This is a genomic window from Deferribacter abyssi, assembly GCF_049472655.1.
GTDB lineage: Bacteria > Chrysiogenota > Deferribacteres > Deferribacterales > Deferribacteraceae > Deferribacter > Deferribacter abyssi.
In genome coordinates, this window is sequence record NZ_JAQNCS010000007.1 from 60,824 (window position 1) to 78,804 (window position 17,981).

At 32.3% G+C, this 17,981-nt stretch carries 10 protein-coding genes, 1 tRNA gene and 1 pseudogene; 2 read left to right on the top strand and 10 right to left on the bottom strand.

Annotated features, from left to right (window positions below):
• Nucleotides 1-5: 5 nt before the first annotated feature.
• Together OWK30_RS05470 and OWK30_RS05475 are read left to right on the top strand one after the other, a co-directional pair.
• Nucleotides 6-608, top strand: a complete 603-nt coding sequence (locus tag OWK30_RS05470) for a transposase (protein ID WP_423324346.1) — start codon at nt 6-8, stop codon at nt 606-608.
• Nucleotides 601-3,792 (top strand): annotated as a pseudogene (locus OWK30_RS05475) (type I restriction endonuclease subunit R). Before OWK30_RS05470 ends, OWK30_RS05475 begins: the two are co-directional and overlap by 8 nt.
• Before the next feature lie 251 nt (nt 3,793-4,043).
• Here the strand turns inward: OWK30_RS05475 and OWK30_RS05480 are convergent.
• From OWK30_RS05480 to OWK30_RS05525, 10 genes are all read right to left on the bottom strand, one after another.
• A tRNA-Leu gene (locus OWK30_RS05480) sits at nt 4,044-4,129 on the bottom strand.
• A gap of 181 nt (nt 4,130-4,310) precedes the next feature.
• Nucleotides 4,311-6,074, bottom strand: coding sequence for an aldehyde ferredoxin oxidoreductase family protein (locus tag OWK30_RS05485; protein WP_423324348.1), 1,764 nt, complete (start codon nt 6,072-6,074; stop codon nt 4,311-4,313).
• Between the two features lie 218 nt (nt 6,075-6,292).
• Nucleotides 6,293-10,981: an NAD-glutamate dehydrogenase domain-containing protein gene (locus OWK30_RS05490; protein WP_423324350.1), complete on the bottom strand. Its 4,689-nt coding sequence runs from the start codon at nt 10,979-10,981 to the stop codon at nt 6,293-6,295.
• 181 nt (nt 10,982-11,162) lie between these two features.
• The gene (locus OWK30_RS05495; protein ID WP_423324417.1) at nt 11,163-11,744 is read right to left on the bottom strand and encodes an NUDIX hydrolase; all 582 of its coding nucleotides are present in this window, start codon (nt 11,742-11,744) and stop codon (nt 11,163-11,165) included.
• A gap of 3 nt (nt 11,745-11,747) precedes the next feature.
• Nucleotides 11,748-12,056, bottom strand: a complete 309-nt coding sequence (locus OWK30_RS05500) for a phasin family protein (protein WP_423324352.1) — start codon at nt 12,054-12,056, stop codon at nt 11,748-11,750.
• A gap of 9 nt (nt 12,057-12,065) precedes the next feature.
• A complete protein-coding gene (locus OWK30_RS05505; RefSeq protein ID WP_423324354.1) occupies nt 12,066-12,950 on the bottom strand; it encodes a sigma-70 family RNA polymerase sigma factor in 885 nt (294 codons plus the stop codon).
• Nucleotides 12,951-13,085: 135 nt separating this feature from the next.
• Complete coding sequence (clpB, locus tag OWK30_RS05510) at nt 13,086-15,689, bottom strand: ATP-dependent chaperone ClpB (protein ID WP_423324356.1); 2,604 nt, start codon at nt 15,687-15,689, stop codon at nt 13,086-13,088.
• A 130-nt stretch (nt 15,690-15,819) separates the two neighbouring features.
• On the bottom strand, nt 15,820-16,200 hold the full coding sequence (locus OWK30_RS05515; RefSeq protein ID WP_423324358.1) for a heat shock protein transcriptional repressor HspR: 381 nt from the start codon (nt 16,198-16,200) through the stop codon (nt 15,820-15,822).
• An 11-nt stretch (nt 16,201-16,211) separates the two neighbouring features.
• Nucleotides 16,212-17,327 carry a molecular chaperone DnaJ gene (dnaJ, locus tag OWK30_RS05520; protein ID WP_423324360.1) on the bottom strand — a complete coding sequence of 372 codons (1,116 nt, stop codon included), beginning with the start codon at nt 17,325-17,327 and terminating at the stop codon, nt 16,212-16,214.
• Between the two features lie 56 nt (nt 17,328-17,383).
• Nucleotides 17,384-17,821, bottom strand: a complete 438-nt coding sequence (locus OWK30_RS05525) for an Hsp20/alpha crystallin family protein (RefSeq protein ID WP_423324362.1) — start codon at nt 17,819-17,821, stop codon at nt 17,384-17,386.
• Nucleotides 17,822-17,981: the final 160 nt, after the last annotated feature.

Here is a 17,981-nt window from a genome sequence, read left to right on the forward strand (position 1 = left end):
ATAAAATGGGAAACAGGAAACACCCAAAACGAAAAAATATACGATTAAAACATTACGATTATTCACAACCGGGATTTTATTTTGTAACCGTTTGCACACAGAACAAAATAAAATTATTTGGTGAAATAAAAAAAGGTGAAATGATTTTGAACAAGGCAGGAAAAATGGTAAAAAAAATATGGTTAGAAATACCAAAAATATTTGCCCATACAAAATTACATGAATACATTATTATGCCGAATCATTTTCATGCAATAATAGAAATAACCCCCCAAATCCACGTTGTAGGGGCAGAATCCATTTCTGCCCGAAAAAACAACGCACAGGTGGATATGGAATCCGCAAACAATAAACGGGCGGATATGGAATCCGCCCCTACGAGGGAAAATAATGTTTCGTTGCCAAAAATTATACAAACATTTAAACGATATTATACAATTGAATACATAAAAATGGTGAAACAGGGTCTATTGCCACCATTTGACAAAAAATTATGGCAACGAAATCATTACGAACATGTTATCCGAAACGAACAATCATATTCGAAAATCGCAGAATACATAATAAATAATCCTTTAAAATGGGAGGATGACAAATATTATGCCTAATCTTAACGAAAATTCCATTGAACAATTTGCCATAGAACTTCTTCAATCTCAAGGCTATGATTATGCCTTTGGTCCAGATATCGCGCCAGACGGAATAAATCCTGAAAGAAAATCTTTTGAAGATGTTATTTTAGAAAGCAGGTTAAAAAAGGCATTAAGAGTTATAAATCCTCATATCCCTGAATATGCAATAGATGATGCGATAAAGCAGGTAAAAAATCTTAACTTTCCTGAACTGATTTCCAATAATGAAGCCTTTCACCGCATGCTTACAGAAGGAGTAAAGGTAAGTTATCAAAAAAATGGTGAAGAAAAAGGGGATTTTGTCTGGCTTGTTGATTTTAAAACCCCTGAAAACAACGATTTTTTAGTTGTAAATCAGTTTACTGTAATTGAAAACAATGTGAATAAACGGCCTGATGTTGTTCTTTTTATAAATGGCCTACCCCTTGTTGTAATGGAGCTTAAAAATCCAGCAGATGAAAACGCAACGATAAAATCAGCATATAATCAGATTCAGACATATAAAAGAACAATCCCTTCTCTATTTAATTATAATGAGATTTTGATTATTTCCGATGGGCTTGAAGCAAAAGAGGGAAGCCTATCTGCCGGATTTGACAGGTTTATGGCGTGGAAATCCATTGATTCTGTAGGGGCAATTCATGAATTGCCCCTACAATCGCAATTGGAAATTTTAATAAGGGGACTTTTAAATAAAAATACCCTTCTTGATTACATTAGATTTTTCATTGTTTTTGATAAATCAAAAAAAGAGGATGAAAAGGGTCAGACTGTTATTCAGATAACAAAAAAGATAGCTGCATATCATCAATATTACGCTGTAAATAAAGCGATTGAATCTACAATCAGGGCTATTGGACAAAATAAACAGGATGGTGTCTTAAGGGAATCCCCTGCCTCTTATGGCCTACCTGACGTGAAAACGCAACCTGAGGGAGATAAAAAAGCAGGTGTAATCTGGCACACGCAGGGGTCAGGCAAGTCTTTATCAATGGTCTTTTATTCAGGAAAGATTATTCAGATTCTAAATAACCCAACGATTGTGGTAATTACAGACAGAAATGATCTTGATGACCAGCTTTTTGATACCTTTGCTGCATCCAAACAGCTTTTAAGACAGGAGCCAGTGCAGGCTGAAAGCAGAGAGCATTTAAAGACACTTTTAAAAGTTGCCTCCGGTGGTGTGGTTTTTACAACCATTCATAAATTTTGGCCTGATGAGGGAAATATATATGAAACACTCTCTGAAAGAGACAATATTATTGTTATTGTTGATGAAGCCCACAGAACTCAATATGGATTTAAGGCAAAGATTGATAAATACTCCGGAGAAATCTCTTACGGATTTGCAAAATATTTAAGGGACGCTTTGCCAAATGCAACCTACATTGCATTTACAGGAACTCCAATTGAGAAAACAGATAGAAGTACTCCAGCTGTTTTTGGGAATTACATTGATATTTACGATATTTCTCATGCAGTTGAGGATGGGGTAACTGTTCCTATTTATTATGAAAGCAGGCTTGTAAGTGTAGATATTGATGAGGAAGGTAAAAAGCTAATTGAGGAATTTGAAGAAGAACTAAATGAACAAGGTCTTTCTGAAACTGAAAAAGCAAAGACAAAATGGGCAAAATTAGAGGCTATTGTTGGAAGCAAAGAAAGAGTAGAGCAGATTGCAAAAGATATTGTAAATCATTTTGAGCAGAGACTTGAAGTTATGGATGGCAAGGGAATGATTGTGGCAATGACAAGGAGAATTGCGGTTAAGTTATATAATGAAATAATAAAACTCCGGCCTGATTGGCACAGTGATGAGCTAAAAAAGGGGAAAATAAAACTTGTAATGACTGTATCATCTTCAGATGAGCCTGAAATTGCAAAATTCTATCTAACAAAGGAGCAGAGAAGAACACTTGCCGATAGATTTAAAGACCCTGAGGATGAATTAAAATTAGTAATAGTTGTTGATATGTGGCTTACCGGCTTTGATGTGCCATGCCTTCACACTATGTATATTGATAAACCAATGAAAGGACATACCTTAATGCAGGCAATTGCAAGGGTAAACAGAGTTTATAAGGATAAGACAGGTGGCCTTATTGTTGATTATCTTGGAATTGCAGCAGATTTAAAGGAGGCGTTAAAGTTTTACGCTGATAGCGGCGGCAAAGGAGACCCTGCAAAATTGCAGGAAGAAGCTGTAAAGATAATGCTTGAAAAGTTGGAAGTTGTTAGAGATATGTTTTTTGGATTTGACTATAAAAGGTATTTTTCAGCTGATACACAAGAAAAACTCTCAATTATCCTTGAAGCTGAGGATTTTATTCTTGGTCTCGAAAATGGCAAAAAGAGATTTATAGACGCTGTAACTGCTCTTTCAAAGGCATTTGCCATTGCAATCCCTCATCCTGAAGCGCTTAAAATAAAAGAGTAAGTTGCTTTTTTTCAGGCATTAAAGTCAAGGCTTATAAAATTTGATAGCACTGGGAAAGGAAAATCTATAAATGAAATAGAAACAGCAATAAAGCAGGTTATAGATAAGGCAATTGTTTCAAGTGGTGTGGTTGATGTTTTTGATGCCGCAGGCATTAAAAAACCTGATATCTCAATTTTATCTGATGAGTTTCTTGAAGAAATTAAAGGAATGAAACATCAGAATATTGCCATTGAGGTTTTGAAAACATTAATTAATGGAGAGATAAAAAGTAGAATTAGAAAAAATTTTGTAAAAAGCAAATCATTGATTGAAACCTTAGAAGAATTGATTAGAAAGTATAACAATAAAATCTTAACAGCTACTCAGGTTATTGAAGAACTAATATCCCTTGCAAAAGAAATTAAAGCAAGCGATAAAGAGCCTGAAGAGATGGGCCTTTCTGAATATGAATATGCCTTTTACTGTGCGGTTGCAGATAATGAAAGTGCAAGAGAGCTTATGGGGAAAGATAAGTTAAGAGAGCTGGCAGTTGTTCTTTATGATAGGGTAAAGAAAAATACATCAATTGACTGGACAATAAGAGAAAGTGCAAGGGCAAGATTAAGGGTAATTGTAAAAAGAACCCTTCGGAAATACGGTTATCCCCCGGATATGCAGGCGCTTGCGACTGAGACGGTGCTAAAACAAGCAGAATTAATCGCCAATGAAATAGTAGCATGAAGGTGTTTATAAATTTCGCTACAATTGATACAAGTTTTCAAACGTGTCAATTATCACTAAAAATACTTTTACTCAAATTTGGTAGTATTGTTTGTTTTCCTGAAAATCCTTAGATTCTGTCAAACTTGGATAATAAATATTAAGCACTAATATCAAATTATTTGTAATGCATAAATCTACTGTAACACTATCTGTGACACTAAACTCAAAGTCGCAAATTATGGAAACTTGTAACTTATTGATAACAAAAATGCCCAAGGGGGGACTCGAACCCCCACGGGATATTACTCCCACAGGATCCTGAATCCTGCGTGTCTACCAATTCCACCACTTGGGCAAAATAAATCTATTGAAGTAACATAGGAAGTCGTTTAAGCTTTTTGCACTATTTTGTCAAGTGCAAAAAAACCTAAAATCCCTATATTTTTTGTTATGATCATTTAAAGAATGAAGCTTTTTAATTTAATGGTTCTAAAATGTTGCCACAGAAAAGTGGCAACTAAAATACTTAACTTGCTTCAATCCTTTGGGATACCTTCCTTATCCCATCCTCTCAAAGCATAATAATCTTGTAACAATTTATTGAATTCATCTTTTTTTAAAACTTTTCCACTTTCCAAAGGTTCTTCAAAAAGTCTATTAGGCAATTTATCTAGAACAGAAATTTTATTAGGATTTTCCCTTATATTGAACTTTTTCGCTAATGAAATAATTTTATTTGCACGCTGTTTTAACTCTTCTACCGTAACACTATCATCTCCATATAACATCTGCCAAAGCTTCAGAGTTTCATCCCAAAAATAAGTATCTCTGAAAAATCTGCATAAAATAAACGTATCAAAAATACAAAACCTATCCTCCCAGTCAATAAGCAATTCGGCTTTACCCTCAATTACATCCGGATCTATTACGCCACTCAATTCTGCTTTATAAAATCCGCTTCTTAAATGACATGCACCTCTGCAAGATATAGCATAACCAAGGGCTGTCCCCTTTAAAGCCCTAGGATCATATCCCGCTGGTTCAAGTCCTTTGTTATGAATAGCAAGATTTTCTGCACCAAAATATTTTGCGGTATATTCTATTCCATGACTTAATATCTCTCCAATACCATCTCTGTAAACAATCTTTTCAATTAGCTCTATAACATGGTTTACATTTCCATATTCATATTTCTCCTTTATCTTACCAATGGATGATAGCTCCATAGCAAAAGCAACAATGTTTCCTGCTGTAATTGTGTCAACACCCAACCTATCACATTTATCGTTAATATAAATAATATCCTCTATATCTCTAATACAACAAAGACCTCCAAATGCATAAAGAGTCTCATATTCTGGACCTTCTAAGACAATACCAGGATATTTACTATCAGCTTTAGTTTTGGTTAGATTACCACAAGAAATAAAACATGCTGGGCAAGCTTTTGGCACCACATCACAAATCTCTTTCTGTTTTTCAATTGTAATATTTTCAAAACCATCTAATTTTCCTTTATGCCAATATTTTGTAGGAAACGCTCCTACTTCATTTAATAAGGATACTCCCATAGCAGTACCAAACTCTTTGTATTTCAGTGAAATAGGGTCTTTTTTCCCTTTTTCACCAATAAATTTAAAAAATTTTTCCAATTCATCAGGAAATCCTACATCTCTTTTAATATTTCCATAAAAAACAATCCCTTTTATTTTTTTGCTACCAAAAACAGCTCCAATACCTCCTCTACCAATACTTCTCCAATAATCATTCTCCACTAAAGCAAACTTAACAAGATTTTCTCCAGCTGGTCCAATTACAATTGCACCAGCCCCTTTAACATTTACCCTTCTTTTCAGTTCATCTTCCGTAAAATAGGTATCCTTTCCCCACAAATCAGTAGCATCATGAAATTTCACTTCCTTATCAGAAATCTCAAGAAAAATAGGTTTATCACTTATTCCTTTTATTACTATGGCGTCGTAACCTGTTCTAGAAATAGGTTTAGCAAGTTTACCACCTGCTGTACTGTCTACATAACAGTTGGTAAGAGGACTTTTAGTATAAACACCAAAACGATAGCTCCCCCAAACTTTCTGATCAGCTGCCGGTCCAACATTAATTATCAGGTGATTATCCTCAGAAAAAGGATCCACACCTTCTGGATTCAATTTATATAAAAGATATGTTCCTATCCCTTTACCACCACCATAAATATCCAACACACTATCAGGCAAATCCTTAATTTCATAACTTTTTGAATTCAAATTTATATAAAGATACTTTTTATAAAATGGTAACATCTCACACCTCCCAGTAAATTATAACATCATTTTATATCTGATTTCAACAGATCATTTTAAAGATCTTTAATAAGATCATATATATCAGAATAAACTTAATAACATGAGTATAAAAAACAATGATAAATAAAACGTACTTATGTTATCTCATTGAGATAAATCTATATTTACCATTAATTAACAAAACAATAAATAAAGGGGCTATCGCCCCTTTATTATTAATGTATTAAATTATAAAACATTTCCAATATAACATTAAATGGCACAAGGGTTGTAACTTTATTTTCCATAATATCATCTAGAAAACTATTATAATTTTCAAAAAATGTTTCTTCTTTTGCGTACAATGTCTTAATATAAGATTTATCCATACAACTTTTTTCAGTAAGTAACTTTTGAAGTAATTTTAAACGTTTAAGTAGATTTTCTCTATTGATTCTGTCCCATTCACTTGTAATAATAATCTCTTTAATAGCATTTTTCATTTCTAAAAATTTAAATGTTTCACCAACTTTAAAGTAACTGTTAATTGCAACATCTATATCATATCCCTTACTCACAACCAGTTCAAAAATATCGAAAGCAGGCTTAGAATATTTTATTCCAGCTATCTGCTTTGCTAAACTACCAGGAACTCCTCCATCTTTTAAAAACTCTCCATACTGTTTTATTAAATCTCTTACTTTACCTGTAACCTTTATCGGTATTCGTTCCATTATCTTCAGGAATAGTTCTTTATTATTAATGAGAGTATTAAAATTATCTTTATTAATGAGCCATTGTACTCCTACCTTTAATGTCTTTTCTAATTCAATTAATGCTTTATATTGAGATTCAGCAGAGGCTTTATTATCTAAAGTAAAAATCCTTTCTCTAAGATTATTTATATCCAACAATTCTTCTATATACATATAATTACTGATCAAAGTTGAAAAATCCTGATTTGTATTTTTAAATAACTCTATAAAAAATGTTATACCAGTTTGGTTTACCACTTTATTAACAATAACTGTAGCTGCAATTTCTTTAGCCAGTTTGTGTTCAAACAGATGCTCCCCAAATCTCTTCTTCATATAATCTGGGTAATAACTCATATAATTCTTTCTAACTAAAGGATCTTTCATATCAATACTTTTCTCAATTTCGTTATATAAGAAGATTTTTACATAGGAAAGAAGAACAGCAAGTTCTGGCCTCGTTACATTCCTTTTTTCTTTTATAAAGCTTATATTTTCAAGTTTAAAGTCAAGTAACCCCACCTCTTTTAGAAATCTAGCTGTTTCTTCAAAAAGAATCTGATTTGTCTTAGATCTAATCAAATCACAACTGACAGCAAGAGATTGCATATAATTATCTTTTAAAACAAGTTTTTCAACCTCTTTAGTCAAATCTAAAATAAGTTTATTTCTCTCTTTTACATCTTTTACTAGTTTTTTCTTGATAAACTGATCAAGTATAATCTTAAGATTAACTTCATGGTCAGAAATATCCACACCACCAGAATTATCCAACGCATCAGTGTTTATCTTGCCACCCAAAATAGCATATTTTATACGCGCTTTTTGAGTTAAACCAAGGTTACCACCTTCACCAACCACCTTAACCTTTAAATCTTCTGCATTTATTCTCACATTATCATTAGCATGATCACCTACATCAGCATTTGCTTCTGATGAATCTTTCACATATGTACCTATTCCACCATTCCATAAAAGTTCAGCATCTAACTGTAATATCATCCTAATTAACTCTTCACCAGATACCTCATCTTTTGTTGTTTTAAAAAGTTCTTTCATCTGCTTCGTTAATTTGATACTTTTTGCAGATCTATCAAAAATACCACCACCTTCTGAAATTATCTTATCGTTATAATCTTTCCATGTAGATCGTGGTAGTTTAAATAGCCTCATCCTCTCAAGATAGCTTATATCTGCATCTGGATTTGGATCTACAAAAATATGTATATGGTTAAACGCTGCCAATAATCTTGTCTTTTTGGATAAAAGCATACCGTTTCCAAAAACATCACCTGACATATCTCCAATACCAACTGCGGTAAACTCCTCTTTTTGAATATCTTTTCCAAGCTCTCTAAAATGTCTTTTAACACATTCCCATGCACCTTTTGCCGTAATACCAATTTTTTTGTGATCATAACCTGTTTTGCCTCCAGAGGCAAAAGCATCACCTAACCAAAAGCCATACTCCATAGAGATCTCATTTGCAATATCACTAAATGTAGCAGTCCCTTTATCTGCAGCTACTACAAGATATGGATCTTTTTCATCGTAAACCACAACATTGTCAGGATGGACAACCTTTCTACCATGATAATTATCAGTGATATCAAGAAGTCCTTTGATAAACGTTTTGTATTGATTAACAACATGTTGTAAATCTTTGTGTTTATCTGAGAAACGTTTTTTTACAATAAAACCACCTTTAGAACCCACTGGAACAATCACTGCATTTTTGACCATCTGCGTTTTCATAAGACCAAGTATTTCTGTCCTAAAATCATCAGGTCTATCACTAAATCTCAATCCTCCCCTAGCAACTTTTCCACCTCTCAAATGAACCCCTTCCATCTGAGGACTATGGACATATATCTCGTACATAGGTTTTGGATCAGGAATAAAATCTAATTTTCTGCTTGCAATCTTTATTGAGATATAGTCTCTTTCTGGCACTTTATAAAAATTTGTTCTCACTATTGCATCAATAAGTTTTAAAATTTTTCTAAATACAGAGTCCTCTACTAACGTTTGAACCTTATCAAGATTTTCCCAAACATCTCTTTTTATCCCTTCGTAACTCTTAACTTCTTTTGAAATATCAAATTTTTCTTCAAACAGTTTCACTATTTTCTTTGTAATATCAGGATACTTAAGCAACGCCAGATTTATAGTTGATCTACCTAGCCCAGTGTCTACTTGCACTATATAATTTCTTAATGTTCTTAAGATTTCTACTTCTCTGTAATTAAGTTGTTCTTTTAATAATAAACTGTTCAACTTATCATTTTCACATCTTTCTTTAACAACGGCTACTACCATTTCTGGCAATATTTTACCAAAAGTATCCACAAACTTTTCTTTATCACCAACATCGTCCAACAAAATACTGCTTAAATACAATAAATCTTTCCCTTTTTTTACCTCATAGATTTCATCCTCAATAACCTTCAATCCCATATTATCAACCACAGGCATAATTTCAGTAAGTAGTATTCTTGTTCTAGAATAAATTTTTAGATACAGTTTATTGTTGTATGCAGAAAGTCTTGCTTGAATATCTTTTAAATCATATAAAATTTTTATATCAACTGCTGCCTCTGCTGGTGGAGTTTTAGACTTATAACTTTCAGTCAGATTACTAGTAAAAACATTATATAGTTCATCGGCAATACGTCCTGTATATTTATATGATAACATATCATGAAGCAAATCATTCCAGTCCTTAATTTCGTTTATTACAATATCCTTAAGACCTGTCTCATCTTTTTGTTCAATTACCTCTATCTCTCTTGCTAATATATGAAGGTGTAAAAACACATAACCATGCTCATCATGTCTCACAGAAATATCTAAAGTTTTTCCACCATAAAATTCAGATATCCTTTTACTTATACTGTAAACTACTTCAGTAGAATAACGATCAGAAGGAAACACAATAAGAACATAAAGATGTTTACTAGGCAGAAAACGTTTTGTATAAATCCTAATTTGATTTTTTCCCTGAATTGTTAATAGCAGTCTTATAACCTCAACTAAAGAATCTTTATCCAAATTAAAGATCTCTGTTTTTGGAAAATTAGTTAATGTATCTTGTACCCACTTAAAATCATGAGAACCTTTAACAAATTTAAAGTAACAAAAAAGATTATCTATTTTCTTTCTTAAAAGAGAAATTTTATGAGGAGGAGTGGCAATACCGAGTTTTCCAAAAACCCCCAAAATTGTAACTGCTCTACACTTTCCGTTATCATATTCCACAAACATTATACGATCATAATTTTTTCTCTTTTTAATTTTTGATTTATATAGTGCTTTATCTATAATTACAGGATACCCTTCAATAAATTTTAATCTTTTTTCCCTAATAGCATCCACAAGTTTTGGAATTATATTTGTAGTCCTATTAAGCTTGTATACCCCCAGTTGATCAATCTTAAAATCTCCTTTTTGAAGATCGGTAATATCTAAAATCCTAATTCCTTGCAATATAAAAGCACCATCAATAAGCCAATCTATAAAATCTGCCACATCAGGATTCTTATTTCTATAATCTTCAGATAAATTGGATAAAACATTCCTCATTTTTGGATAGTCATCTACAGCTAATACAATTTCATCATAAATTTGTTCTATTTCAAGAGAAATATCATTGAGTTTTTCTTCATCAATCTCTTCCAAAAAAATAATTACAAAAGATTCATTATTAAAACCAAGATCTGGATCACCTATTTCAACAATATTTCCTCTTTTATCTCTTTTAACATTGAAAATGGGGTGCAATAAAAACTGTTGATTATACTTTATTTCATAAAAATATTCTCTAATACTATCAACTATAAATGGTCTATCATCTGTAACAACAGAAATTATAGAAAAATTACCTATAAAAAACTTTGACTCTAAAACATGTATTTTATCCATGTAGTATTTTTTTCTTCTTCTGTTATTTAATACATCATAAAGGTAGTTTAAAAAGTTTAACAAGTCATTATCACTCAATATTTCAATTAAATTTTGTGGCAAGTGAGAAAAAATTAGCTTCGCAAAGCTAAATTTTGGGCTATCTTCACCATATTCCTTTGTAATCAGAGTTAAAAACTTTTTAAAATTTTCCTCTTGTTTAAAATCTTTTAAGATTTCTTTGCCTGTTAAACATGATATATTGAGCATGGTCCACTCCTAAAGGTTTATTTTATCTATTTATAAATATTACAACTTTTCTAATAACACAAGCATTTTCACAAATAATTAAAAAATTATTTTTTATACTAATAAATTTGTAAATTATAATTTTTACTCACTATTTTAGTTTTTTTTATTACACAATAGTTATAAATATTCTTACATTTAATCATACTAAACATTTTTTGATAATACCTAAAAACTTAAAAAGAATTCTTCCTGTTAATCCCCAAATAACTAAATCTTCAAATTTATAAAAATATACTGTTCTCTTTTCTCCCTCTCTAACCCATGTTTCTGCCCAAGACACTGATTCATCTAATAAATACCTAACAGAAACTGTAAAAACCCGTTCCACTTCTATATCATCACAATTAAAAGAGACATCTCTTAAGTTTTTTACAATAAACCCTACGTAAGGTGTTACTTTATATCCTGTTATAGAATATTCATCATCAAGTTTTCCAAGGATCTTAATGTGATCAGAAGACAAGCCTATTTCCTCAGAGGTTTCTCGTAATGCAGTAATTCTTAGTGTTTCATCAGAATTTTCACAGCTACCACCAGGGAAAGATACTTCACCACTATGATTATTTAGCTGTTTATCCCTTTTTGTGAAAATAATTTTTAAGATATTATCGTCATATATTAGAGGAACAAGAACAGCCGCATTCTTACCTATATACTTTTTTTTCTCTCTTTTATAATTCCTTAAGACATATGAAATGCAATCAAGCTCTGTACCTGTCAGATTTTATTTCTCCTTTTGTAAAAACTCTATCTTAGCTTCTAACTCTGCTAATTTTGCTTCCAATTTTTTCAAGTCATCTTTACTTGCCAAATTCATTTTATTTAATACAGTTTTTATCATTCTTTCCATAACGTCTTCAAGTTCTTTAGTGTTATTTTCAAGTCCATCTATAATTTCTTGCAAAAGTTTATAATCCTTAGCAGAACCTTCTCCCTTCTTTACAAGAGAATCATAAAATTCTTTTACCTTCTCTTCTGTAAGAGTTGCAAGACCTAAACCAGCAAAAATCAATTTTTTTGCCAACTCATTCATTACTCCCTCCTAATTCAAGAAATCGTTTAACTTTCTTTTTAAAGCTTTTTTACGCAACTTACTTAATGCTCTAGCCTCTATCTGGCGAACCCTCTCCCTACTGATATTCAAAACTTCACCTATCTCTTCAAGAGTTTTTGGAGTCTCTCCATCAAGTCCAAATCTCCATTTAATGATTTGGGCTTCCCTTTCATTTAATTCTGTAACTATTTCTTCGATATTACTCTTCAATGTATTTAAGAAAATCTCTTCTTCAACACTCTTCCTGCCAGATTCTAGCAAATCTATAAAAGACTTATCTTCGCCATCCTTTATGGGAGCCTCAAGAGAAAGATAGTTTCTTGAAACTCTCAAAACATTTTCTACATCCTTTTCATCCATATTCAAGTATAAGGCGATTTCTTCAGGTGTCGGTTCTCGTCCTAACTCTTTACTTAAGATTTCTATAGCCTCATTAATTTTATAAAGTATACTTGCCTGTTTTAAAGGGAGTTTTACAGTTCCTGATTGTTCAGCCAAAGCCTGAATAATAGCCTGCCTTATCCACCAAACCGCATACGAAATAAATTTCACTCCACGTTCTGGATCAAAACGTTTTGCTGCCTCAAGTAACCCAAGATTACCCTGATTTATTATATCAGCAAGAGGCAAACCTGTATTCTTATACCTGTTTGCAATGGACACTACAAATTTGAGATTTGATAGTACAAGTTTCTCAAGAGCTTTCATATCCCCTTGTTGAATTCTCTTACCAAGTTCATATTCTTCTTCTTTGCTTAAAGGTTGAAACTGAGAAATCCTATTAAGATAATTTTTTAGTCCATCTTCAGAAATATCATCAATCAAAGGTATTTCTAAAAATTCCTCTTTTCTTTCTATATCAGTTTTATCCATAACCCCTTCCACACTATACTTTGATTAATATGATATTTATTACTTGCTATTGTTCATTTATTATAACATAAATTTCACTTCTTGCATAATAAGAAATTAAAATAAAAAAAAGAGGAGGCAACTCCCTCCCCTTTTTTAATTTTTCTCAATCACCAATTCCTCATTTTGAAACCTAACCTTCACTTTATCGCCTGATTTTATATTACCTTTAATTATTTCTTCAGCTATCTTATTTTCTATCAATCTCTGGATAGCTCTTTTCATTGGTCTTGCACCAAATTTTGGATCATACCCAGCCTTAACCACCATATCTACTGCGGTCTCATCAAACTCAACATCGATATTATTTTCCTCCAATCTCTTTGCAAAATTATTCAACAACAGTCTAGCAACCTCTCTTAAATGCTTATCACCCAATGGATGAAATACTATTATATCATCCACTCTATTGAGAAATTCCGGTTTGAAATAATTATTCAACTGTTGAAACACAAGAGATTGGATTTTTTCGTAATTTTCTTCCCAATTACTACTTTTTTGGAACTCTTCCTGTATTAAGCTGCTACCAATATTAGAAGTCATAATAATTACTGTATTCCTAAAATTAACAGTTCTCCCTTTAGAATCTGTTAACCGACCATCATCTAAAATTTGAAGTAACAAATTAAACACATCTGGGTGAGCTTTCTCAATTTCATCAAGCAATATCACACTATAAGGTCTCCTTCTTACTCTTTCGGTAAGCTGACCACCCTCTTCATATCCCACATATCCAGGAGGGGCACCTATCAATTTAGCAACAGCATGTTTTTCCATATATTCACTCATATCGATCCTTATCATTGCGTCTTCCGAATCAAAAAGAAATTCAGCTAAAGCTTTAGCAAGTTCAGTTTTACCAACACCTGTAGGTCCTAAGAAAATAAATGATCCAATAGGCCTATTTGGATCATTAAGACCTGCACGACTTCTTCTGATAGCCTCACTAACAGCTTTAATTGCTTTATCCTGACCAATTACACGCTTATGAAGATAGTCTTCCATTTTGATCAACTTATCAGCTTCTTCTTCTAAGAGTTTATTCACAGGAATACCTGTCCATTTCGAAACAATAGCAGCAATATCTTCTTCATCCACTTCTTCCTTCAACATCTTCTTATTCTTTTGAACTTCTTTCAGTTTATTATTTATATCTTCAAGCTTTTGTTGTAATTCAATTAACTTCCCATATTTTATTTGAGATGCAAGTTCTAAATTACCTTCTCTTTCTGCTCTCTGCATTTCAATTTTTGCTTGCTCAATTTCTTCTTTAATTTTTCTTGATTCCATAATCAAATTTTTCTCATTTTGCCAATGTGTCTTCAACTCATTTATTTTTTCGCGTAAATTACTAATTTCCTCTTCAAGCTTCTGAAGTCTTGTTTTACTCGCTTCATCTTTTTCTCGCTTTAATGCTTGTTTTTCTATTTCTAGTTGTCTCAATTTTCTCTCAAGCTCATCCAACTCACTAGGTAGACTATCTATTTCCATCCTCAATTTTGCTGCAGCTTCATCAATAAGATCAATCGCTTTATCAGGCATTTGTCTATCACTGATATATTTATTTGCAAGATATGCAGCTGCTACAATAGCCGAATCTTTAATCTTAACGCCATGATGAACTTCATATCTTTCTTTCAATCCTCGTAATATTGAAATTGTATCTTCAACTGAAGGCTCATCTACAAACACAGGCTGAAACCTTCTTTCAAGAGCAGCATCCTTTTCAATATACTTTTTATATTCATCTAAAGTTGTAGCACCTATGCAGTGCAATTCTCCCCTTGCAAGTGCTGGTTTTAAAATGTTCGCCGCATCCATAGCTCCTTCAGCTGCTCCAGCACCTACCAAAGTATGAAGCTCATCAATAAAAAGAATTATTTCACCTTCACTTTCCCTGATCTCTTTCAGGATAGCCTTCAATCTTTCTTCAAACTCTCCACGAAATTTTGTCCCTGCAATTAATGCCCCCATATCAAGGGCAAGAACTTTTTTGTTTTTTAAAGAATCAGGTACATCACCGTTAGCAATTCGCTGTGCCAAACCTTCCACAATAGCAGTTTTACCAACTCCAGGCTCACCTATCAACACTGGATTATTTTTGGTCCTTCTTGAAAGAACATGAATAACTCTTCTTATCTCTTCATCTCTACCAATTACAGGATCCAATTTTCCATTTAGAGCTGCCTCCGTAAGATCTATTGTATATTTTTCCAAAACGTTCATCTTTTCTTCTGGATTCTGATCAGTAACTCTAGTGGAACCTCGAATTTCCTTTATCGCTTTTTCCACAACTTTTCTATCTAAGCCATGTTTTGCTATTATCTGCCTGAGACCATAACCAGCATTTTCTATTACACCCAAAAGTAAGTGCTCTGTTGAAACATACTCATCTTTAAATTCCTTTATCACTTCAAATGCGAAATCTATAGCTTTTTTCGCATCTGACGACATGTAGACTTGTTCAGAACCGCTAACTTTTGGCAATCCGTCAATTGCTCTTCCAATTTCTTCTTTTAATAATGCAACATTTACACCAATCTTTTGTAACAAAGGCACTACTAATCCATCTTCCTGAGTAATCAGTGCATACAAAATATGGTCTGGTAACAATTGCTGCTGTTGTTTGTCTTCTACAAGTTTTATTGCATTTTGTATCGCATCACTTGCTTTTATTGTAAGTTTGTTCCAATTTATCATAGCTACCTCCAATTTATATATTTTTTTAAATTTACTTTTTTCTTTTACTAATTTACAAATAACTGTAACAAATCATAAAGACACTTTTTCATGTCAGTACAGTAAAAACTCATAAATTGAGACAGTTCCTTTAATCTTTTTCTATTTTTACCTTTATAATACTCGTTTGGTTAGAAGGAACAATTGCACCTTCTTTCATACTCTTTTCAAACTCCTCACCCAGTTTGTTTTTTATAAAATTAAGCAGAAAATTCATCTGAGACTGCAGTTCTTCTATCTGTTTTCGCATATTCAAAATCACTTCAACCCCTGCCAAATTAACTCCCAAATCTTTAGTCAAGGTTATTATGAATTTTAATCTTTCAATATCTTCATCTGAGTAAAGCCTTGTATTACCTTCGGTCCTTGTTGGTTTAATAAAACCTAACCTTTCATATTGCCTTAAAGTTTGAGGGTGAATATTTAACATTTCCGACACAATACTAATAACATACAAAGGTTTCTTTCTCATAAAACACCCCTTTATAACCTACCCTTTGCAATTAACTTTTCTCTGTCAGTGATATGATATCTTTTCTTCATTTCTTTTAAAAGATTCCTATCAGATTCTATTGCCACAGCAGGAATCTTAACATTTACTACAATATAAAGATCACCATTTCCTCCGCCCTTCAAGTGGGGTACTCCTTTTCCTCTAATTCTAAATTTTTGTCCAGGTTGTGTACCTGCCGGTATATTTATGTTAACAGCACCATATGGTGTTGGCACTGTAATTTTCTCACCCAAAGCAGCTTCATACATGTCAATATCAACGTTTACATATAAATTATCCCCTTCACGTTTATACACCTCATGCGGAATAATCTTAGTAACAATATAGAGATCTCCACTAGGACCACCATTTATACCATCATTACCTTTTCCAGGAACTCTAATTTTTGAATTATTATCTACACCTGCAGGAATTTTAACCTTAATACGCTCATTTACATAAAACCTACCTTTACCACCACATTTTTCACAAGGTTTATAAACAATCTCCCCTTCACCTTTACACTGAGGGCACGTTGTAGAAATTGAGAAGAATCCAGACCCTTGCCTTACAGCTCCTTTACCACCACATACTCCACAAACAGACCTCTCTCCACCTTTCCCTTTACATACATCACAATTTTTTAATCTGTTAACAGATAGCTCTATTTTATTACCAAAAATTACATCTCTAAAAGGAATTTGAATTGTGTAATACAAATCCTCTCCTTTTTGAGCATAAGAAGAACTAGCTTTCTCTTTACTTCTATTTGAACCCACACCAAAAATATCCTCAAATATATCTTTAAAAATATCAAAATCTTCAAAAGTTGCTCTAAAATTTTCAAAATTCATATTTGAAAAATCATATCCTTGTCCACTTGAAGTAAAAGCATCATGACCTAGAGTATCATACTGTTTTCTTTTTTCAGGATCTGATAATACAGCATAAGCTTCCGATATTTTTTTAAATTTTTCTTCAGCCTCTTTATTCCCAGGATTTAAATCAGGATGGTATTTCCTGGCTAGTTTTCTATATGCTTTTTTAATTTCTTCCTGAGTTGCATTTTTACTTACACCCAATATGTCATAGTATGTTTCAGCCATATCATTCCCTCATATCTAGATATTTTAATTAATAGGGAGCACAATCCTGCTCCCTATTAATCCTCTTTAATCACCTCAATCACTTTTGGTTTTGATTTTTCAATCTTTTCAAGTATAATTTTTAATATACCATCCTTTAAATTGGCTTTAACCTTATTTACATCAATATTTTCTGGTAACTGAAAAGACCTTGAAAATTTACCATATGGTCTTTCAAGCCTGTAATAACTTTCTTTGTTAACATCAGGTAATTTCCTTTCACCTCTAATGGTAAGAATATTGTCAGATATTTGAATATCTATATCCGCTTCTTTTAAACCTGGTACTTCTACTATCAACAAAACTTCCTTATCTGTCTCCAATACATCCACTGGAGGTATCCAGTCGTTTTGAATTCCACTTTCTTTAGAGGATAAGGTATCATCAAATAACCTATTAATTCTTTCCTGAATAGTCATTAAATCTTTTAAAGGATCCCATTTAACTACCGCCATTTTAACCTCCTTCTGTTTTAGTCGATTATTAAAATATATTTGAGTCGATTTATGTCAAGTACTTTTATTAAATTTAACTCATGTTTTATTAACCATATTTATATGTTGCAAATTAGCGCTTAATTTTTTTCGAAAACCAAATTTACTAAAAATAGTTTTT